Here is a 20849-nt window from a genome sequence, read left to right on the forward strand (position 1 = left end):
GCCGCCAAGAGCTCCACGTACCGGATGCGCGAGACCGCCAACCAGTTCGTGAAGGTCGGCTGGGACGTCACGGTCGTGAACATCGCCCGGGAGTCCTGGGAACTCGACTCGGGCATCGACCTCTCCCTGCTGGACCAGGTCGACCCCCGGGTGAAGATCGTCGAGCTGCCGCTGGCGCGCGAGGATCTCGAGACGGACATCCGCCTCTTCGACGAGGCGCGTGCCCTCGACCCCAACGGCTGGGTCGCCAAGCTCCGCAAGCGCCAGACCGAGAAGTTCCCCGAGCCGAACTTCGGTGAGTGGCGCGACGACCTCGAGCAGGCCGTACTGCGCATCCACCGGGAACACCCGGCGGACCTGCTGCTGGCCAGCTGCGTCCCGTACGTGAACCTCGCCGCGGCCTGGAAGCTGTGGGAGGACGCGAAGGTGCCGTACGCGGTGGACTTCCGCGACGGCTGGTCCATCGACGTCATCGACGGCGTCGAGGCCTTCGCCCGCGACTCCGCCGAGGGCCGCTGGGAGCAGAAGATCCTGGACCACGCGGTGTCGCTGTGGGTCGTCAACGACCCCATCGCCGAGCACTACCGACGCCGCTACCCCGACTTCGCCGACCGCGTGCACGTCGTCCGCAACGGCTACGACGCGGACAGCTCGCCGGGCCGGGCGCACAACCCCGACGCCGAGGCTGGTCTCGTCTTCGGCTACCTCGGTACGGTCAACTTCACCGTCCCGCACCTGGAGACGGTGCTGAACGCCTGGCGCGCCGCCCGCGCCAAGGAGCCGCTGCTGGCGAACGCGCGCTTCGAGCTGCGCGGCCATCTCGGCAACGGGGCCACCCGCGGTGCGAACCGGCACGCCGAGGTCTTCAAGGAGGCCGAGGCCGACAACGTCGTCTTCGGCGGTCCCGCCGCCAAGGCCGAGGTCTCCTCGATCTACGCCGGCTGGGACGCCATGGTGCTGATCCTCATCGGCGGCCGGTTCGTCACCTCCGGCAAGGTGTACGAGTACATGGCGACCGGCCTGCCGATCGTGTCGGCGCACGCCGTCGAGCACGACGCCTCGAACGTGCTGAGGGGCCACCCGCTGTGGACCGGCGCCCCCGGCCTCGACGAGGCGGGCCTTACCGAGTCCTTCATCAAGGCCGCCCACATGGCGGTGGAGACCACCGACGAGGAGCACGCCGACGCGATGGCCCACGCCGACCAGTTCACTCGTGAGGCGCTGATGTCCGTCGCCGTCAAGAACCTTGTCGAGGAGCTCGCCAAGTGACCGAAGTCCTGCTCGTGGCGTCCGTCCGGCCCAATTTCGGCGTGCTCGCCGACACGGTGCGCAAGTTCAACGCCCAGGGCGCGCGCGTGCACCTCGCGGGCATGTTCCACCTGGAGGCCGAGGGCGTCCCGGAGGAACTCGCCCAGGTCGAACTGGCCGGTGCGCACCAGTTGCCGCGCACCCTCAAGCACCGCAGCCAGGCCGTGCGCCGCCGCCTCGGCAAGGCCCCGCGCGGCCTGCGCAACTGGACGCAGGTGCGGAGCGACTCGTGGCTGCGTTCCCATGGCCGCAAGGCCGACGTGCTCGTCGCCCTGGACGTGGCCGCCGTGTACACGGTGTGGCGGCTCGCCGAGTACAACCGCACCGCCGCGGCCAGGTTCGGTCTCGCGCCCGCGCTGAAGGCCGTCGAGGAACTGAAGGCGCAGGGCGGGGCCACCGCCCGCCACTCCACCGTGCTGCCGCCGCTGAGCGCCGTCGCCCGTGATGTGAAGCGCTCGGTCGACCGGCTGCCCGCGCAGCTGGTGCGCACCGTGACCCCGCGGCCCGTGATGCGTTCCGGTGTCGGCGCCCGCCTGTGGCGCTCGGCCGTGACCGCGCCCGGAATGCCCATAAAGGTGCGCGCCGCGACCTCGCGGTACGTCGCCGAGGGCATGCAGTGGGCGGGCCGTACCAGCGGTGCCGCGCTCACCCTCGCGGACGCCGCGTCGAAGATCCCGGACCTCCAGCTGCGGGCGGACCTCTACAACGAGGGCGTCATGCAGGAGCTGAAGAAGGGCATCAGCCCCCGCTTCCTGGGCAAGGCGGTCGCGGCGCAGCTCGCGAACGCCGACGCGCTCTTCGCCGGGGGCAGGACCGACGACGCGGCCGAGGCACTTAACCGCGCCCTGTTCCTGCACTTCCACCGGGTGCTGCACATCGACCAGTTGTCGTCGCCGCTGGCGAAGGACGCGGAGGGCTTCGTCGCCCCGCTGCACCGCTCCAAGGCGTTCCAGGCACTGAGCCGCCCCCGCGGCCGCAAGGTGCCCGCCGCGCCCGCCCCCACCGACCGCCCGCTGCGGCTGCTGGTGACGACGAGCGCCAACGACAACTTCCTGCACCTGATCAAGGAACACTTCGCCGGGCACCCCGGCGTCGAGCTGCGCTTCCTCGACCTGGCCGCGAACAAGCACCTGAAGCGGATCTCCTGGGCCGCCCCGCGCATGCTCAAGGACCGGCTCGCGGGCGACACGAGCGACTACCAGGAAGAGGTGGAGCGCCTGATGCGCCCGCACCTCGACTGGGCCGACACGGTGTTCCTGGAGTGGGCGGCCGGTCCGGCCGGCATGCTCACCACGATCGACCCGGGCGACACCCGGATCATCGTGCGCCTGCACAGCTACGAGGCGTTCACGCGCTGGCCGCACATGACGGACTTCTCCCGGATCGACGACATGGTCTTCGTCGCCCCGCACGTGAAGGACCTGACCGCCTCGCTCGTGCCGATGCTGCGCGGCGAGCAGGCCCCGCGGTTCCACCTCATCGACAACGCCATGGACCTGTCGGGCTTCAACCGCGCGAAGCCGGCCGGGGCCCGCTTCAACCTCGGTCTGGTCGGCATCAGCCAGGTCGCCAAGGACCCGAAGTGGGCCCTGGACGTCCTGGAGCGGGTCCGCAGGCACGACGAGCGCTACCGGCTGCTCCTGGTCGGCGGCGACATGGACCCGAAGACCAGCCAGGCCACCAAGGACTACCTGGCCGAGTTCGAGGAGCTGCTGGCCCCGCTGGAGGAGTCCGGCGCGGTGGTCCGGCTCGGTCCCACGGACGACGTCCCGTCGAAGCTCGTCGAGATCGGCACGATCATCAGCTCCTCCGTGCGCGAGGGCTGCCACGTCGGTCTGATGGAGGGCGCGGCCAGCGGCGCCGTTCCCGTCGCCCGCGACTGGCCGTTCTACGCGGGCAAGCCCAACAGCGCCCGCACCCTCTACCCCGAGGGCTGGGTCGTGTCCTCCCCCGCCGAGGCGGCCGAGCGGATCCTGAAGGTCACGGCCACCGAGGAGTCCTGGCGCGCGGCGGGCAAGCTCGCCACCGAGCACGCGCTGACCGTGTGGGACTGGCCCGTGGTGCGCAAGCACTTCGAGAAGCTGATCCTCGACGAGAGCTGACGCGAGAGCCGACGCGGACATGAGTGAGGGCCCCCGGGATCATCCCGGGGGCCCTCACTCATGTGCCACTCACGGGCTCACGGGTGCCGCAGCCGCCACCCCGCCCACGCCGACTCCACCATCTCCCGCACGCCGCGCTGCGCGGCCCAGCCGAGCTCCTGGTGGATGAGGTCGGCGGAGGCCACGACCCGGGCCGGGTCGCCCGGACGGCGGCCGGACACGTCGGGCCCGATCTCCGCACGCCCGGTGACGTCCTGGATGACGCCGATCATCTCGGCGACGGAGACACCCTCGCCACGGCCGATGTTGAGCACCAGCCGGGCTTCGGGATCGGCGGCCAGCCGGCGGGCGGCCGCGACATGCGCGGCGGCGATGTCCTCGACGTGGATGTAGTCGCGCACGCAGGTCCCGTCGGGCGTCGGATAGTCGTCACCGAAGATCCGCGGCGCCTCGCCCGCCTCGATGCGCTCGAAGACCATCGGGACGAGGTTGTAGACACCGTCGTCGCCCAGCTCGGGCGAGGCCGCGCCCGCCACGTTGAAGTAGCGCAGCGAGGCGGTCGCCATCCCGTGCCGGGCGCCGACGGCCCCGACCAGCCACTCGCCGGCGAGCTTGGTCTCGCCGTAGGGGTTGATCGGAACGCACGGCGTCTTCTCGGTGACGAGGTCGACGTCGGGCATGCCGTACACGGCGGCGGACGAGGAGAACAGGAACCGGCCGACGCCCGCGGCGACGGCCGCGTCCAGCAGGACCCGCATGCCCTCGACGTTCTCGCGGTAGTAGTAGAGCGGCCGGTCCACGGACTCGCCCACCTGCTTCTTGCCCGCGATGTGCACGATGCCGGTGATGCCGTGCTCGCGCAGCACCCGTCCGACGGTGTCGCCGTCGAGCACCGTGCCGACCTCCAGCACCACACCGTCCGGGAGCCGCTCGGGCCGGCCCGTGCTCAGATCGTCGAGGACGACGACCCGCTCACCGGCGTCGGTCATCGCCTTCACGACATGCGAGCCGATGAAACCGGCGCCGCCCGTGATCAGCCAGGACATGAGAAAACCTTCCTGCACCAGGGCCCCGTCCCAGACGCGGGACGGGGCCATGAGGTTGTTCGCGTACGGGCGTCAGCCGCCGATGACGACGCGGCGGACGCCCTTCCAGGCCTCCGGGTCCGTCGTACGGCGACCGTCGACCAGGACGGTGACGTCCGGCAGGTCGGCCGGGGTCAGCGTGCGGTACTCGGCGTGGTCGGCCTGGAGGATCGCCGCGGTGACCTTCTCGCCCGCGTGCGGGGTGAGACCGTGGGCGGCGAGCTCCTCGTCGGTGTACATCGGGTCCGAGACGAACGGCACCGCGCCGCGCGCCTTGAGGGCCTCGACGGTCGGGAAGACGCCGGAGAAGGCGGTCTCCTTCACGCCACCGCGGTACGCGGCGCCCAGCACCAGCACGCCCACGCCGGTCAGGTCGCCGTAGGCGGCGGCCAGCAGGTCGACGGCGTACTCGGGCATCGCCGCGTTCGCCTCACGGGCGGAGCGCACGACGGTCGCCGCCGGGTCGTTCCACAGGTACATCCGCGGGTAGATCGGGATGCAGTGACCGCCGACGGCGATGCCCGGCTGGTGGATGTGGCTGTACGGCTGCGAGTTGCAGGCCTCGATGACCTTCTTGACGTCGATGCCGTTGCTGTCGGCGAAGCGCGCGAACTGGTTCGCCAGGCCGATGTTGACGTCCCGGTAGGTCGTCTCGGCGAGCTTGGCCAGCTCGGAGGCCTCGGCGGTGCCCAGGTCCCACACGCCGTTCGGCCGGGGCAGGTCGGCGCGCTCGTCGAAGTCCAGGACCTGCTCGTAGAACTCCACACCACGGGCGCTCGACGCCTCGTCGATGCCGCCGACCAGCTTGGGGTAGCGGCGCAGGTCGGAGAAGACCCGGCCGGTGAGGACGCGCTCCGGGGAGAACACCAGGTGGAAGTCCTCGCCCGCGGTCAGACCCGAGCCCTCGGCCAGCATCGGCGCCCAGCGGGTGCGGGTGGTGCCGACCGGAAGGGTCGTCTCGTACGAGACCAGCGTGCCGGGCTTGAGGCCCTGGGCGATCGCCTTCGTCGCGGAGTCCATCCAGCCGAAGTCCGGGGTGCCCTCGGCGTCCACGAACAGCGGGACGACCACGACCACGGCCTCGGACTCGGCGACGGCGGACGCGGTGTCCGTGGTCGCGCTCAGCAGCCCGGCGTCGACGGCCTGCTTGAGCTTGACGTCCAGGTCGTGCTCGCCGGGGAACGGCTCGACGCCGGCGTTGACCAGCTCGACGACCTTCTCGTTGACGTCCGCGCCGATGACCCGGTGGCCCTTGGAGGCGAACTGCACGGCCAGCGGCAGGCCGATCTTGCCGAGTGCTACTACACAGATGTTCATGGAGGGTCGCTACTTCCTTTTGGAACCGGTCGGCTTCTTGGAGCCGGCCGGCTTGGACTTCTTGGCGCCGACGGCCCGCTTCAGACGGCCGGCCCCGGACTTCAGTTTCCGCCCGAGTCTCTTCAGCCCCTGACGGAGCACCTTGATCTTCGGCGGGTACATCTGGGCCGTGTCGATGACGACACGCCCCTTGTCGTTCACCACGGCCGACGCCCGGTAGGGGTCCCCCTCCCGGCCCCACTGGCGGGCCAGCGGCATCGGCAGGTCCTTGCCGCGCACGGGAATCTCGTACGTCGAACCGGCCACGTCCAGGTATACCCGCACGCCCCGCTTCGCGGTGACGTACGCCAGCGGGACCCGGGCGTGCAGCACGGTGGCCGCGCCGTCCTCGGAAGGCTCGAGCGTGACCTCCCCCGCCGGAGCCGGCAGGACGTGGTCCGCCTTCAGCCGACGCGCACCGGGCTTGTCCGCCGACTTGGGCATGGCCTTGTCGGCGAGCCGCAGCACCGCGCCGTCGACGTCGCCGAGCACCGGCACCCGCACGGACAGCGTGTACGTGAGCGCCTCGCCCTGCTGGTCCCAGGCGGAGGCCAGCAGCTCGGTGCCCTGGGCGAGACGGCCGGGCACCGACTCCCCGACCAGCTCGTAGACCCGGTCGGCCAGGCCGATGCGCGGGTCGCGGAAGCCCGGGTACCGGGCATAGGCGCGATCGCCCTCGAGGACGAACGGCGGCGCCCCGTGCTGCTTCTCCGAGCTGATCGCCTCGGCGAGCTCGTCGACCGCGCCCGCCCGGGCCAGTGCTATGCGCACCCGGCGCTTGACGTCCATCGCGTCACGGATGCCGTCGGTGAAGTAGACGTCGGCGAGCCGCGCGATGCCCGCGCAGAGCTGCCGCTGGAGCTCGCGGTCCAGACCGGGGAAGTCGTCCTGGACGAGCTTGGCGAGCTCCCAGGTGAAGTGCCGGCGCAGCAGCGCGTCCCGCCCGGGGCCCGCCTCGACGAGTCCGGCCGTGAAGTCCATGATCTCGGCGGCGGCCCGCAGCCGCGCCAGGTGGTCGGCGCGGTAGGTGATGTTGCTGGCGTCGCCGCGCTTGACCGCGTAGTAGCAGGTGTAGTCGGCCACCACCGAGATCTTCTTCGCGCGGACGCACGCCTCGATGGTGAACGGCTGGTCGCTGCCCACCGGCAGGTGCTCGGGGAAGCGCAGCTTGTGCTTCTCGACGAGGTCCCGGCGGAACAGCTTGGTGTTGGCCAGCGTGAAGGGCAGCGCGGACTCGTACAGGCTGACGTCCGGGTCGTTCTGCTTGTACAGCGCCTGGTGCACGTACCGGCCGTTGGTGCCGACCATCTTGCCGACCACGACGTCGGAGCCGTGCTGGTCGGCACAGGCCACCATCCGCTCCAGCGCTTCCTCGCCGAGGTAGTCGTCGGAGCCGATGAAGTACACGTAACGGCCGGTGGCGATGTCCAGCGCCCGGTTGCTGGGCGCGGCCGGGCCCCCGGAGTTCGGCTGGTGCAGCACCTTGACGGTGTCCGGGTACAGCGCCGCGAAGCGGTCCAGCTCGGGACCGCTGTCGTCGGTGGAGCCGTCGTCGACGGCGACGATCTCCAGCCGCTCACGGCCGATGCTCTGCCCGACGAGGGAGTTCAGGCACTCCGTCAGGTACGGCATCGTGTTGTAGACGGCAACGACGACGCTGACGTCAGGCGCAGCAGACATGCTCCGGCTCCTGGTCTCCGACAGCCGACGGCCGGCTGGGTCCTGCGGGGAAAGTCTCACAGAACTTAGGAGTCCTGCCGAGCACGCACCGTTCCCCCGATGTGTGATGCTCAGCTGCCATGTGCGGCCAGGTCCTCCGGCTGAAGGGACACGCTGCGGTCGGTGTTCGCCGATTCCAGTACCGCCGCCGCCACCTCGACGGTGCGCATTCCCTGGCGCAGGGTGCAGATGTCGGCGGGCTTGCCGAGCACCGCGTCCCGGAACAGCTCGTGCTCGACCTGCAGCGGCTCGCGCTTCGGGATGGCGTACCGGATCATGTCGCCCTCGGACACCCCGCGGAACGCCCGCAGGGCCTCCCACTCGGTGGTCACGGCGGCGTTGGAGTGGAACGTCAGGTCGGCGGTGAGGGTGTCGGCGATGAAGCAGCCGCGCTCACCGGTGACCGAGGTGAACCGCTCCTTGAGCGGGCTCAGCCAGTTCACCAGGTGGTTGACCATGGTGCCGTCGTCGAGACGCCCCACCGCGGAGACCATGTCCTCGTGCTCACGGCCGCTCTTGGAGACGGTGTGCGCGGCGATGGACACGTACTGACGTCCCGTCACCCAGCCGGTGAGGTCGATGTCGTGCGTGGCGAGGTCCTTGACGACGCCGACGTCCGCGATGCGGTGCGGGAAGGGGCCCTGGCGGCGGGTGACGACCTGGTAGACGTCACCGAGCTCGCCGGCCTCCAGCCGGGCGCGCAGCGACATCAGCGCCGGGTTGCAGCGCTCGATGTGACCGACGCCGGCCACCAGGGAGCGCGACTCGAAGGCCTCGACGAGACGACGGGCGCCCTCGACGGTGTCGGCGACCGGCTTCTCGACGAGCGCGCACACGCCGGCCTCGGCGAGCGACAGGCCGACCGGCTCGTGCAGGGCCGTGGGGCAGGCCACGACGGCGTAGTCCACACCGAGGGCGATGAGCTCCTCGACGGAGTTCAGGATCGGCACGCCCTGGGCGGCGCCGAACTTGTCGCCCATCGGGTCGACGACACCGACGAGGTCGACGCCCTCCAGACCCGACAGGACGCGGGCGTGGTGACGCCCCATGGAACCGAGGCCGACGAGACCCGCTCGCAGCGACTTCCCGGTACTCACAGCTGCTCCCCCAGAGCATTGACGGCGGTGACGATGCGCTCGAGGTCCTGGGCGGACAGAGCGGGGTGCACGGGCAGCGACACGACCTGGGCGGCCGCGCGGTCCGTCTCGGGCAGGTCCCAGTCACGACCCGCCTTCTGGTCCGGCTCCCAGTACGGCTTCAGCCGGTGGATGGGAGTCGGGTAGTACACGGCGTTGCCGATGCCGGCCTCGGTCAGCTTGGCCATGGCGGCGTCGCGGTCCCCGAGGACGCGCACCGTGTACTGGTGGTAGATGTGCCGGGCGCCCTCGGCGACCTTCGGCGTGACCACGTTGGACGCGGTGATGTGCTCGGTGAGGTACGCGGCGTTGGCGATGCGCTGCTCGGTCCAGCCGGTCAGCTTGCCGCGCTGGACACGGCCGATCGCGGCGGACACGTCCGTCATCCGCACGTTGGCGCCGACGATCTCGTTGGCGTAGCGCTTCTCCATGCCCTGGTTGCGCAGCAGCCGCAGGGTGCGGGCGGTCTCCGCGTCACCGGTGGAGATCATGCCGCCCTCGAGGCTGTGCATGTTCTTCGTCGGGTAGAAGCTGAAGGTGCCCGCGGCACCGAAGGCGCCGACCGGGGTGCCGTGCAGCGCGGCCGCGTGGGCCTGGCAGGCGTCCTCGATCACGGCGAGCCCGTGCTGCTCGGCGATCGCCATGATCTTGTCCATGGCGGCCGGGTGGCCGTACAGGTGGACCGGCATGATCGCGGCGGTGCGCGGCGACAGGGCGGCCTCGACCGCGGCCGGGTCCAGGCAGTACGTCTCCGGGTCGATGTCGGCGAAGACCACGTCGGCGCCGACCAGCCGCACCGCGTTGGCGGAGGCGGCGAAGGAGAACGACGGCACGATGACCTCGTCGCCCGGGCCGAGGCCGAGGGCGAGGAGCGACAGGTGCAGCGCGGAGGTTCCGGAGTTGACCGCGACGCAGTGACGCCCGTCGACGAGCTCCGAGAACTCCTCCTCGAAGGCGGCCACTTCGGGACCCTGGACGACCATGCCGCTGCGCAGTACACGCACCGCGGCCTCGATCTCCTCCTCGCCGATCACGGGCTTGGCGGCCGGTACGAACTCATGGGCGTCGGTCATCGACATCCCCTCCTCTACGGCGACCTCTAAGCCGCACCACGTCTTGCATGGTCGGGAAGAGACCGTGTCGATGCTGAGCACGGCCGCATCCCTGGTTGTCCGCCGGCGCCGCTGAGCGGACCGGACGGGTTGTACACAGGACCCCGCCCCCCGAGGGCGCCTTGCGGGAAGTCAGCCGTGTCCGGTGGGAAGACCGGATCCGCTCATCGGCCGGGGTCACGGTGTGCATGCCTTTGGCCACCGGGACCACAGTGCACGTTACCAGCACGCGGACAGCGATTTTCCCCAGGGTTACCACAGTGAAACTCACGGAGAGCGTGCGCTCCATCACCAGCGGGACTCAGAGTAACCCGCTGCCGAACGCAATGCGACGCGGCCATCCGGAGGATACCGGGTGCCCGCGTCGCATCAGCGCCGGAGGGAAGCGGACGTCACTCCTCCGTCGAGGCCGAGACGCTCGGCTGGCCCTGCTGAGACGCCGCCGTCGTCTTCGACACCGCCTTCGCGGCCTTCTTCGCCGTCGTCTTCTTGGCGACGGTCTTCTTCGCGGCCGTCTTCTTCGTCGCCGCCGTCTTCTTGGTGGCGGCCTTCTTCGCCGTGGCCTTCTTCGCCGTCTTGCGCGCGGCGGCCTTCTTCACCGGAGCGGCCTCCGCCTCCGCGGCGGGCGCCTCGGTCACCTCGGCGGCGCTCTCCACCGCGACCGACGGCACGACCACGACGGCCGACTCCTCGGACGCGGTCGGCGCGGTGGCCTTGCGCACGGCTCGGCGCCGCGGGCGGGCCGGAGCCGCGCTCTCAACGACGGGCTCGGCGACCTGCTCCGCCTCGGGCTGCTCCACGGGAGCGGCCTCGACGGCAGGGGCCGGTGCGACCGACGGCTCGGCGACCGTCAGTACGGCGGCCTCCGCCCCGGCGGGCGAACCGGCCGGCGCGGACACCTTGCGGGTGGCGCGACGACGGGTACGGCCCTGGGGCGCGGCCTCGTCGACAGCCGGAGCCGCGGCGGCCGCGGCCTCGACGACCGGGTCCTCGGCGGCGACCGGCTCGGTCTGCGCGGTGACCGCCTCGGCCGGCTGCACCGGACGCTCGGCCTCCGCCTCGGCGGTGACGTCCTGCGCGGTGGGCGCCTCGGCGAACTCCTCGAGGGACTCCATCGTGACCGGCTCGTCGGAACCGCCCGACCTGCGCGACGCACCGCCCCTGGGCGCACCCGCCGGAGCGGATGCCCGACGGCTCGCCCGGCGACGGCCCCGGCCACGCGTGGCAGCGGCCTCCGCCTCGGCGATGCTGCTGTACAGCTCCTCGTCCGGCGCGAACTCGGGGGGCTCGAGCGCGATCGGCTCGGCCACCTCGGCGGCGACCTCGGCCTCGCTCTCCGTCTCCTGCCCGGCGCCCACGAGCGGCTCGACGACGTCGGCCGTCACCGTCTCGTGGTCGTGCTCGTGGTCGTGACCCTGTCCGTCGCCACCGCGGCCGCGCTTCTTGCGCTTGCCGCCGCCACCGACCGCGGTCGGCTGCTCCATGTGGACGATGACCCCGCGCCCGTTGCAGTGCACACAGGTCTCGGAGAACGACTCCAGCAGCCCCTGGCCGACCCGCTTACGAGTCATCTGCACGAGACCCAGCGAGGTCACCTCGGCGACCTGGTGCTTCGTACGGTCGCGGCCCAGGCACTCCAGCAGGCGCCGCAGCACCAGGTCCCGGTTGGACTCCAGCACCATGTCGATGAAGTCGATCACGATGATGCCGCCGAGGTCGCGCAGCCGCAGCTGGCGCACGATCTCCTCGGCCGCCTCCAGGTTGTTCCTGGTGACCGTCTCCTCGAGGTTGCCGCCCTGACCGGTGAACTTGCCGGTGTTGACGTCGACGACGACCATCGCCTCGGTCCGGTCGATCACCAGCGAACCGCCGCTGGGCAGCCAGACCTTGCGGTCCAGCGCCTTGGCGAGCTGCTCGTCGATCCGGTACGTGGCGAAGACGTCGACCTCGGAGGTCCACCTGGACAGGCGGTCGGTCAGGTCGGGCGCGACGTGCGAGACGTACCCGTGGATGGTCGACCAGGCCTCGTCACCGCTGACGATGACCTTGGAGAAGTCCTCGTTGAAGATGTCGCGCACGACCCGGACGGTCATGTCCGGCTCGCCGTACAGCAGCGTCGGCGCGTTGCCGCCGTTCTTCGCCTTCTTCTGGATGTCCTCCCACTGCCCCTGCAGTCGCTCGACATCGCGGCGCAGCTCGTCCTCGCTCGCGCCCTCGGCGGCGGTGCGCACGATGACGCCGGCGTCCTCGGGAACGATCTTCTTGAGGATCGTCTTGAGCCGGGCCCGCTCGGTGTCGGGCAGCTTGCGGCTGATGCCGGTCATCGAGCCCTCGGGCACGTACACGAGGTAGCGGCCGGGGAGCGAGACCTGGCTGGTCAGCCGGGCGCCCTTGTGCCCGATCGGGTCCTTCGTCACCTGGACGAGGACGGACTGACCCGACTTGAGGGCGGCCTCGATGCGACGCGGCCCGTTGGCCATGCCGAGCGCCTCGAAGTTGACCTCGCCGGCGTACAGGACGGCGTTGCGCCCCTTGCCGATGTCGATGAAGGCGGCCTCCATCGACGGCAGCACGTTCTGGACCTTGCCCAGGTACACGTTGCCGACGTACGAGGTGGCCTGCTCCTTGTTGACGTAGTGCTCGACGAGCACGTTGTCTTCCAGGACGCCGATCTGGGTGCGCTCGCCGCTCTGACGGACGACCATCACCCGCTCGACGGCCTCGCGCCGGGCCAGGAACTCGGCCTCGGTGATGATCGGCACGCGTCGGCGGCCCTGCTCACGGCCTTCCCGGCGACGCTGCTTCTTGGCCTCGAGACGGGTCGAGCCCTTGATGGACTGCACCTCGTCGGACGGCTCGGAGGGCTTGCGCGGCTCACGGACCTTGACGACCGTGCGCTCCGGGTCCCCGTCGCCCGGCTCGGCTTCCTGGGAGGAGTCACCGGCACGGCGACGACGGCGACGGCGGCGACGGCTGCCGGCGGTGGACCCACCGGCCTCGTCCTCGGCGTCCTCCGCGTCCTCGTCCTCCTGCTCGGCGGTGTCCTCGGCGTCCTGCGCGGCCTGTTCGGCGGCGAACTCGTCGGACTCGGCGTCACCGGAGTCCCCCTCGCCGTCGGCGGCATCGCCACGACGGCGGCGACGGCCACCACGACGGCGACGGCGACGCGACCCGGTCTCCTCGGTCTCGTCGTCGCCGTCGACGACGTCCTCGGCCTCTGCCTCGTCGGCCTCTTCGGGCTCGGTCTCCGGCTCGTCGGCGGCGGCGGGCGCGGCAGGCGCGGCCACAGCGGCGGTCCGGCCGGTCTCGGCCTCCTCGCCGGAACCGGCGGCCCGGCGACGACGGCGACGACGCGACCCGGTCGGCTCCTCCGGAGCCTCCTGGACGACCTCGGTCTCCTCCGGCTCCTCGGCCTCCGGCTCCTCGGTCCCGGCGGCGGCAGCCTCGGCCGCGGCCCGCTGCAGCGTCTGGAACTGCGGCTCGGCGAACACGGGCGCCTGGAACACGGCGACCGCGGGCCGCGCCGGACGACGCGGCGCGTCGGCCTCCGCGCTCTCCTGCGAGGGCGCGGAGAAACCTCCGGCGGCCCGACGGACGACACGACGACGTCCACGACGGGAACCGGCGTCCTCGTCGGTCTGAGCGGATGGCGCGGCCTGAGCGGTCTCGGCGGCGGGCGTGGCCTCGGCCGGGGCGGCAGGCGCCTCGGGAGCCTTCGCCTCTTCGACGGGGGCGGCGGCAGCGGTGACGGCCGGCTCGGCGGCCTCGGCTGGCGCGGTCACACGACGCGTGGCGCGGCGGCGGGTGCGGGGGGCGGGCTCGGCGGGCGCCTCGTCGGCGACGGCCGGAGCCTCGGCTTCGGCGGCGACGGCGGGCGTCTCGGCCTCCGGCGCGGCGGCGGGCGCGACCGCCCGACGGGTGGCCCGGCGCCGGGTGCGGGGCGCGGCCTCGGCGGGCGCCTCGTCGGACGCCTGGGCGACGGGCTCGGACTCCGCGGCGGGCTGCTCCGCGGCGGCGGACTCGACGACCTCGGCCGCAGACTCGGAGGGCGTGGCCACGCGGCGCGTGGCCCGGCGACGGCCACGGCGGGGAGCGGCGTCCTCGGCGGCGGCCTCCTCTGCGGAGGTTTCCGCCACGGCGGGCGCGCTCACCTCGGCGGCGGCCACGGGCAGAACGGTCTCGGCGGCCTCGGCGGCGGCCGGAGCCCCGGCGGGCGCTGAGGCACGGCGGGTGGCCCGGCGCCGGGTACGCGGCGCGGCGGCCTCTTCGGCCGTGCCGTCGGCCGGAACGGCCTCGGCGACCTCGGCGGCCTCGTCTTCGAGGGCCTCCTCCGCCAACTGCTCGGCGGACTCCACGGCCGGTATGGCCGGCGTGGTGATCTCGGCCGAGGTGTCGGCGGCGGCGACCGGCGGACCCGCCGGTCGGGAAGCGGCACGGCGCCGACGACGCGGCGGCAGGGTGTCGCTGGGGCTGTTCGCTTCGGGGTCCGTGGTGGACTCTGCGGATTCGGTTGGCTCGAGCATGCGGGCGTTTCTCCCGTCAGGCCCCCGGGCGCCGCGCTGGTCCGGCGTCGATCACGAGGGATCGATCACCGTTGACGTCCGCGGCTCGCGCGATGCGCGGTGCCGCCGTCCGGGGCGCGGGCGCCGCACGGGGGCTCTCTGTGTCCTGTCTCGCCGGTTCCGTACACCGAATGCGTACGGCCTGGCGAAAGTCTTCTGGTCGGTTCGCCGCCCGACCCAGGTGGCTCCCGAGTACGAGGGCGGCGCTACGACGTACGTTCCTTCGCGGAACCTTCCCTACGCGGGCGCCTTCGCGGTGGCAGCGGGATCGGCCGTTGTGGGGGCCTGAGCTGCCTCGCGGTCGGGCGCGAGCGGGTCGGTCACCGTGCCGGTCTCTTCATCGAACAGCCCCTGCGCCAGCCTGGTCACCGCTGCGGGGACCGGCGGCGCCAGGTCGGCCACGGCGCGAAGACCGGACAGGACGTCGTCGGGTCGTACGGCAGGCGTCACGTGCCGAACAACCAGGCGCAGTATCGCACAGGGCTGGTCCGTCGGCCTATCAGCAGGTTCACCGTGCGTCTCGAGTCGGACGACGGCGGCACGGGCGTCGAAGGTACGGACGCCGTTCTTGGCCATGCGCTGGACCTCTACGACGTCGGCCTTGTTGAAGGCCTCCACCGCGCGGTCGGCGTCCGCCGGGTCCACTCCGTCCAGCCGCAGCTCCCATACGGAGGCCGTCAGCCGGTCGGCGAGCCCCGAGGTGCGGGCCTCGACCGCGTCGACGACATCGAGCCCGGTGGGCAGCGACTCGTCGAGGAGGATTCTCAGCTTCTCCGGGTCGCGCGCCGCGGTGAGCGCGATCTCCAGATACTCCGCCTCACTGCCCGTGCCGGTGGGGGCGGCATTGGCGTACGACACCTTCGGATGCGGCGTGAACCCCGCCGAGTACGCCATCGGCACCTCGGCACGGCGCAACGCACGCTCGAAGGCGCGCTGGAAGTCACGGTGGCTGGTGAACCGGAGGCGGCCGCGCTTGGTGTAACGCAGGCGGATGCGCTGCACCGCGGGTGCGGGCGGCGGGCCTTCGGGCTGTCGCTTGCCCAGTGTCGTTCAGTCCTTCGTGAGAGCGGTCGTACTCCTACCAAGAGTACGTGTCTCGGCCGCCGATGGTTCCCGCCGGCCGACCGCCTCCGGTTCCCGCGACTCCCCGAAAAGCATCCGGCGCACGTCCGCGCGGGCCTGCCGGGCCGTCTCACGGGCGGCGGCCAGGACCTGACGGGTGGCCCGGCCCACGCTGCGCGCCGCACCGGCCGCGGGACGCAGCACGGCGTCCCGGACCACATGCCCGACCGGGGTGAGGACCGTCCGGTACGCCCAGCGCACGGGTTCCACGAAGATCCACCGGAAGAGGGTCCCGAGGAAAAGTCCGACGGCCCGCGAGATGCGTCCGGCGATCCGCCAGGCGTGCCCGAGGGCGTCCCCCACCTCACGCGCGACGACCGCCAGGAAACGGCCGACGGGGGCGAGCACCCAGCGCCACAGGACGAGCGCGGGCAGCACGACCAGGATCCGGGCGGTCCAGTACAGGACCAGGCCGACGCCGGTGACGAGCAGCGCCAGGAGCCGCCCCGCCCCTCGCGCGCACCAGGCGATCGCCCGCCCGACCGGGGCGAGGATCCATCGGTGGACCCAGCGGGCCGGAACGACGACGAGGTGGCGCACCAGCCACGCCACGCCGGTGCAGACGCCGACGCCGACGGCGGCGAGAACAGCCCCGATCCCCTTCAGCAGCCACCGGCCCGCATGCCCGGCCGGAGTCAGCACGCGCGCGTACACCCACGTCAGCCCGGCCCCGATCCCGCGCGCCAGCCACGCGATGCCGTGCCCGACCGGGGTCAGCAAGGAGCGGTAGAACCACACCACCGGCACCACGAGCAGCACCCGGCCGAGCCACCCGAGCGCCCTGCCCACAGGGACGACGACGTACCGCCACAGCCCGATCGACGGCCAGACGAACAACGCCTTCCCGAGCCACAGCAGGGCCCGCCCCAGCGGCCGGAGCACGGTGTCCCGCAGAAGCCGTCCGAGGACGACGAGCGCGTCCCACACCATCCGCACGGGAACGACCAGCACCAGCACGACGATCCGCACGGGCAGCCGGATCGCCACGACGAGGCATCCCCCGGGCTCCCGCACGGGCGGCTGCGCGGGCGGTCCCGCGGGCGGTTTTTCCAGGTCCATAACGACGTAGACGCTACAACCGCCCCGCTGGATGCGCTGCTGAGGGTGCGTCAGGCAAGGACCGCCCAGGACTGCTTCTGCGGAGCCGCGCCGGCTCTCGCGCCCACGACGCCTTCGGACGGCGTCACGAACCGGCCGCCGGGGACGGCCTCGACGTGGGGTGCGCAGACCTCCCGGTCGGCCTCCGCCCGGCGGCCGACGGCATCGGGCAGGTCCGGCGTCGCGAGGAGCGTGCCGCAGGCCCGGACGGCGGCCTGGTGGTCGCCGACCCGGTAGGCGCGGAAGGGGAACCCGAGGAGCAGGCCCCACCGGTGCGCCCAGGCGGTGAAGGCCGGGTCGCCGGGTAGAACCCTGCCGACGACGGCGCCGAGCAGGGTGTACGCGGTGCGGTAGCGGCTCTGGGGGCGCAGTCGCGAGGCCGGCTCGTCGGACGGTGTCGAGACGGGCCGGGCGGGACACCCGGGCGCGCGAACGCGTCCATGACTGCGGGCCGGTCGTCCGTCGTCTCCGCCCGCGGGTCCCGGCCGCCTCCGGGAGCGAGGAGGCGTCCTCCTCACCCGGCCGCCCGGCCCGGCCCGGCGCTCGTACAGGGCGGTCGCCTCGCGTCGAACGTGACCCGGGTCGCGTGCGTTGTCGGCGAGGTGGAAGACCGAGCGCGGCCTCCCGGCCCGGGCCCCGGCGGCCGTCAATCGGTGACGGGCTCAGTGCGTGTGCGCGCTCCCGGCCGGCTGGTTCACCGTCAACGGCAGCAGCTTCTTGCCGGTCGGGCCGATCTGGATGTGGGTGTCCATCGCCGGGCACACCCCGCAGTCGAAGCAGGGCGTCCAGCGGCAGTCCTCGACCTCCGTCTCGTCGAGGGCGTCCTGCCAGTCCTCCCAGAGCCAGTCCTTGTCGAGGCCCGAGTCGAGGTGGTCCCAGGGCAGGACCTCCTCGTAGGACTTCTCCCGCGTCGTGTACCAGTCCACGTCCACGCCGAAGGCGGGCAGCGTCTTGTCCGCGCAGGCCATCCAGCGGTCGTAGGAGAAGTGCTCACGCCAGCCGTCGAACCGGCCGCCGTCCTCGTAGACGGCCCGGATGACGGCGCCGATGCGGCGGTCGCCGCGCGAGAGCAGGCCCTCGACGATGCCGGGCTTGCCGTCGTGGTAGCGGAAGCCGATCGAGCGGCCGTACTTCTTGTCGCCGCGGATCTTGTCGCGGAGCTTCGTGAGACGCGCGTCGGTCTCCTCGGCGGAGAGCTGCGGCGCCCACTGGAACGGGGTGTGCGGCTTGGGCACGAACCCGCCGATCGACACCGTGCAGCGGATGTCGTTCTGGCCGGAGACCTTGCGGCCCTCGGCGATCACCTTCATCGCCATGTCGGCGATCTGGAGGACGTCCTCGTCCGTCTCCGTCGGCAGACCGCACATGAAGTACAGCTTCACCTGGCGCCAGCCGTTGCCGTACGCGGTGGAGACCGTCCGGATCAGGTCCTCTTCGGAGACCATCTTGTTGATGACCTTGCGCATGCGCTCCGAGCCGCCCTCGGGGGCGAAGGTCAGGCCGGACCGGCGGCCGTTGCGGGTCAGCTCGTTCGCCAGGTCCACGTTGAAGGCGTCGACGCGGGTGGAGGGGAGGGACAGACCGATCTTGTCCTCCTCGTAGCGGTCCGCGAGGCCCTTCGCGACCTCGGCGATCTCGCTGTGGTCAGCGCTCGACAGCGAGAGCAGGCCGACCTCCTCGAAGCCGGTCGCCTTCAGGCCCTTCTCGACCATGTCGCCGATACCGGTGATCGACCGCTCCCGCACCGGCCGCGTGATCATGCCGGCCTGGCAGAAACGGCAGCCTCGGGTGCAGCCGCGGAAGATCTCCACCGACATGCGCTCGTGCACCGTCTCGGCGAGCGGGACCAGCGGCTGCTTGGGGTAGGGCCACTCGTCGAGGTCCATGACCGTGTGCTTCGACACGCGCCAGGGAACGCCCGACTTGTTCGGCACCACGCGGGCGATCCGGCCGTCCGGCAGGTACTCCACGTCGTAGAAGCGTGGGATGTAGACCGCGCCGGTCTTCGCGAGACGGAACAGGACCTCCTCGCGGCCGCCCGGCCGGCCCTCCGCCTTCCACTCGCGGATGATCTTCGTCATGTCCAGTACGGCCTGTTCGCCGTCGCCGATGACCGCCGCGTCGATGAAGTCGGCGATCGGCTCGGGGTTGAAGGCCGCGTGGCCGCCCGCCAGCACGATCGGGTCGTCGAGACCGCGGTCCCTGGACTCCAGCGGGATGCCCGCGAGGTCCAGCGCCGTGAGCATGTTCGTGTAGCCCAGCTCCGTGGAGAAGGACAGCCCGAACACGTCGAAGGCCTTCACCGGACGGTGGGCGTCCACCGTGAACTGCGGGACCGCGTGCTCCCGCATCAGCGCCTCCAGGTCCGGCCACACGCTGTACGTGCGCTCGGCCAGGACCCCCTCCTGCTCGTTCAGCACCTCGTAGAGGATCATGACGCCCTGGTTGGGCAGCCCGACCTCGTACGCGTCCGGGTACATGAGCGCCCAGCGGACGTCGCACGACTCCCAGGGCTTCACGGTGGAGTTGAGCTCGCCGCCCACGTACTGGATCGGCTTCTGCACATGCGGGAGCAAGGCTTCGAGCTGCGGGAAGACCGATTCGACAGACATCGCGGCTTACCTTCGTGAGCTGATGGGGACAGGGGTGACCATCAAGCCTAACCCGCTCGGAGGACTCCCCCGTCCGTGCGGAACCCGGCCGCCCGGATACGGCGGCCGGGATCCCGGTGCTAGACCTCCATCGACCCGCCGGTCTTCTTCCACTCCGCCGGGAGGGCCTCCTGCACCCGCTCGGCACGCCGCTCCTCACGGGCGTACAGCACGCCGTACGTGAAGTCGCTCTCGCCCGCCGCGTGCGCCACGGCGGACAGTTCCCGCAGCGTGGTGCGGGCCATGACGCTGTCCTGGTGGTCGCCGAGCAGGCTCTGGAGCGACTTCATGGTCTTGACCAGCGCCTTGGCCGGGCCGCCGAGGACCGGGCAGGCCGTCTCGGCCGCGTACCGCGTCCGCTTGGCCTTCTTGCGGGCCTCGTGCAGCGCGAGGTCGCGGTCGGTACCGGGCGGCTGCTCCATGGCCTCCTCGACCAGCGCGGACACCTTCCGGAAGTCCTTGCGCACGGCCTTGGCCAGCACCTTGTGCGGCTTCTTGGCGGCCGCGTCGAGCGTCGGCGGGTCGCTGACCACGGCGTCCAGGCTGTCGAGGAGCGCCAGATAGCGCGGCGAGTCGAGTACGCCGAGCAGCCGGCGGCGGGAACCGTGCCCCTTGGCCTTGGCCCAGGTGCTCAGCCGGTCCTCGATCGGTCCGGAGATCAGGGTGGGGGGCAGTTCGTCGAGCGCCGCGTCCAGCCGTTCGGTCAGCACCTCGTGATCGCGGCCCACGCCCAGTTCCCCGGTCAGCCACTTCAGTTCGGCGCCGATCGGGTCGGTGACCTGCCGGTCGAAGATCTTGTGGAAGGAGCGGAACGTGCTGCGCAGCCGGCGGGTGGCGACCCGCATGTCGTGGATCGAGTCCTCGACGTCCCGGCGCACGGCCGGGTCGAGCGCGACGATCGCATCCCGCTGGGCACGGATGTACGCCAGAACGTGGTCGCCGGCGGTGACGGGCTCGGCGGGGCCCCTGCCCTCCGGCCGAGGACGCCCGCCCTTCGTCTCCGCCAGCGCCCGCGCCAGCTTCGACGCGGACTTCGACGGCCGTACGCCCGCCTTGCGCAGCCGCTTCTCCACCTTGTCGAGCAGGACCGGGTCGCCGCCGTCGGCGAGTTCCACCTCGATCTCGGTCCACTCGGCCCGGCCCTCGCCGCCGAACTTCCGGTCCGCGCGTACGGCGTCCACGCTCGCCTCGGCGAGCAGCCGGCCCCGGGAGTCGATGAGTTCGCGGATGTCCCGGCTGGAGCGCAGCCGCACCACGGGCACGAGCTGCCCCTCGCGGACGCGGGAGCGGACCAGCCCGGCGAGTTCGTCGGGTACGACGTCGGAGAGCGGGGCCGAGATCTCGTCCCGGACACCGGGCCCGACCGGCAGTTTCAGGTGCCAGCCGGCGTCGGAGCCTCCGGTGCGGCGGCGCAGGGTGATGGAGGCCGAGGCCAGGCGCAGGTCGGAGGTGTCGTAGTAGGTCGCGTCGAGCTCGGTGACGCCCTTGTCGACCACGGACGCGATCCCGGCGACACCGGTCAGGTCCGGCAGCCCGCTCTCTTCGGATTCGTACTTGCGCTCGATCTCGCGTTTCGTCTCCGTCATGCGTCGAACCTA

At 71.9% G+C, this 20849-nt stretch carries 13 protein-coding genes; 2 read left to right on the top strand and 11 right to left on the bottom strand.

The genetic code is table 11. The features are described from left to right. Positions 1-24: 24 nt before the first annotated feature. Both QF030_RS15720 and QF030_RS15725 read left to right on the top strand, forming a co-directional pair. Positions 25-1269 carry a glycosyltransferase gene (locus tag QF030_RS15720; protein WP_307167583.1) on the top strand — a complete coding sequence of 415 codons (1245 nt, stop codon included), beginning with the start codon at positions 25-27 and terminating at the stop codon, positions 1267-1269. Continuing rightward, on the top strand, positions 1266-3410 hold the full coding sequence (locus QF030_RS15725; RefSeq protein ID WP_307163300.1) for a glycosyltransferase family 1 protein: 2145 nt from the start codon (positions 1266-1268) through the stop codon (positions 3408-3410). The genes QF030_RS15720 and QF030_RS15725 overlap by 4 nt, the downstream gene beginning before the upstream one ends. Before the next feature lie 77 nt (positions 3411-3487). Here the strand turns inward: QF030_RS15725 and galE are convergent, their stop codons facing one another. The 11 genes from galE to QF030_RS15780 form a co-directional block, all read right to left on the bottom strand. Continuing rightward, the gene (gene galE, locus QF030_RS15730; RefSeq protein ID WP_307163302.1) at positions 3488-4456 is read right to left on the bottom strand and encodes a UDP-glucose 4-epimerase GalE; all 969 of its coding nucleotides are present in this window, start codon (positions 4454-4456) and stop codon (positions 3488-3490) included. A gap of 72 nt (positions 4457-4528) precedes the next feature. After that, positions 4529-5812, bottom strand: a complete 1284-nt coding sequence (locus QF030_RS15735; RefSeq protein WP_307163303.1) for a nucleotide sugar dehydrogenase — start codon at positions 5810-5812, stop codon at positions 4529-4531. A 9-nt stretch (positions 5813-5821) separates the two neighbouring features. Then, complete coding sequence (locus tag QF030_RS15740) at positions 5822-7531, bottom strand: glycosyltransferase family 2 protein (protein WP_307163304.1); 1710 nt, start codon at positions 7529-7531, stop codon at positions 5822-5824. A gap of 110 nt (positions 7532-7641) precedes the next feature. Continuing rightward, a complete protein-coding gene (locus QF030_RS15745; RefSeq protein WP_307163305.1) occupies positions 7642-8667 on the bottom strand; it encodes a Gfo/Idh/MocA family protein in 1026 nt (341 codons plus the stop codon). Then, positions 8664-9779: a DegT/DnrJ/EryC1/StrS family aminotransferase gene (locus QF030_RS15750; RefSeq protein WP_307163306.1), complete on the bottom strand. Its 1116-nt coding sequence runs from the start codon at positions 9777-9779 to the stop codon at positions 8664-8666. The genes QF030_RS15745 and QF030_RS15750 overlap by 4 nt, the downstream gene beginning before the upstream one ends. A gap of 431 nt (positions 9780-10210) precedes the next feature. Further along, the gene (locus QF030_RS15755; RefSeq protein WP_307163307.1) at positions 10211-14341 is read right to left on the bottom strand and encodes an Rne/Rng family ribonuclease; all 4131 of its coding nucleotides are present in this window, start codon (positions 14339-14341) and stop codon (positions 10211-10213) included. A gap of 276 nt (positions 14342-14617) precedes the next feature. Next, on the bottom strand, positions 14618-15382 hold the full coding sequence (locus QF030_RS15760; protein WP_307163308.1) for a TIGR03936 family radical SAM-associated protein: 765 nt from the start codon (positions 15380-15382) through the stop codon (positions 14618-14620). 48 nt (positions 15383-15430) lie between these two features. Continuing rightward, positions 15431-16561 carry a hypothetical protein gene (locus QF030_RS15765; RefSeq protein WP_307163309.1) on the bottom strand — a complete coding sequence of 377 codons (1131 nt, stop codon included), beginning with the start codon at positions 16559-16561 and terminating at the stop codon, positions 15431-15433. Between the two features lie 50 nt (positions 16562-16611). Continuing rightward, positions 16612-17250 carry a hypothetical protein gene (locus QF030_RS15770; RefSeq protein WP_307163310.1) on the bottom strand — a complete coding sequence of 213 codons (639 nt, stop codon included), beginning with the start codon at positions 17248-17250 and terminating at the stop codon, positions 16612-16614. 12 nt (positions 17251-17262) lie between these two features. Continuing rightward, positions 17263-19212, bottom strand: coding sequence for a TIGR03960 family B12-binding radical SAM protein (locus QF030_RS15775; protein WP_307163311.1), 1950 nt, complete (start codon positions 19210-19212; stop codon positions 17263-17265). A gap of 119 nt (positions 19213-19331) precedes the next feature. After that, positions 19332-20837, bottom strand: a complete 1506-nt coding sequence (locus QF030_RS15780; RefSeq protein WP_307163312.1) for a CYTH and CHAD domain-containing protein — start codon at positions 20835-20837, stop codon at positions 19332-19334. Positions 20838-20849: the final 12 nt, after the last annotated feature.

The sequence above is a fragment of the Streptomyces rishiriensis genome (assembly GCF_030815485.1).
Classification (GTDB): Bacteria; Actinomycetota; Actinomycetes; order Streptomycetales; family Streptomycetaceae; genus Streptomyces; species Streptomyces rishiriensis_A.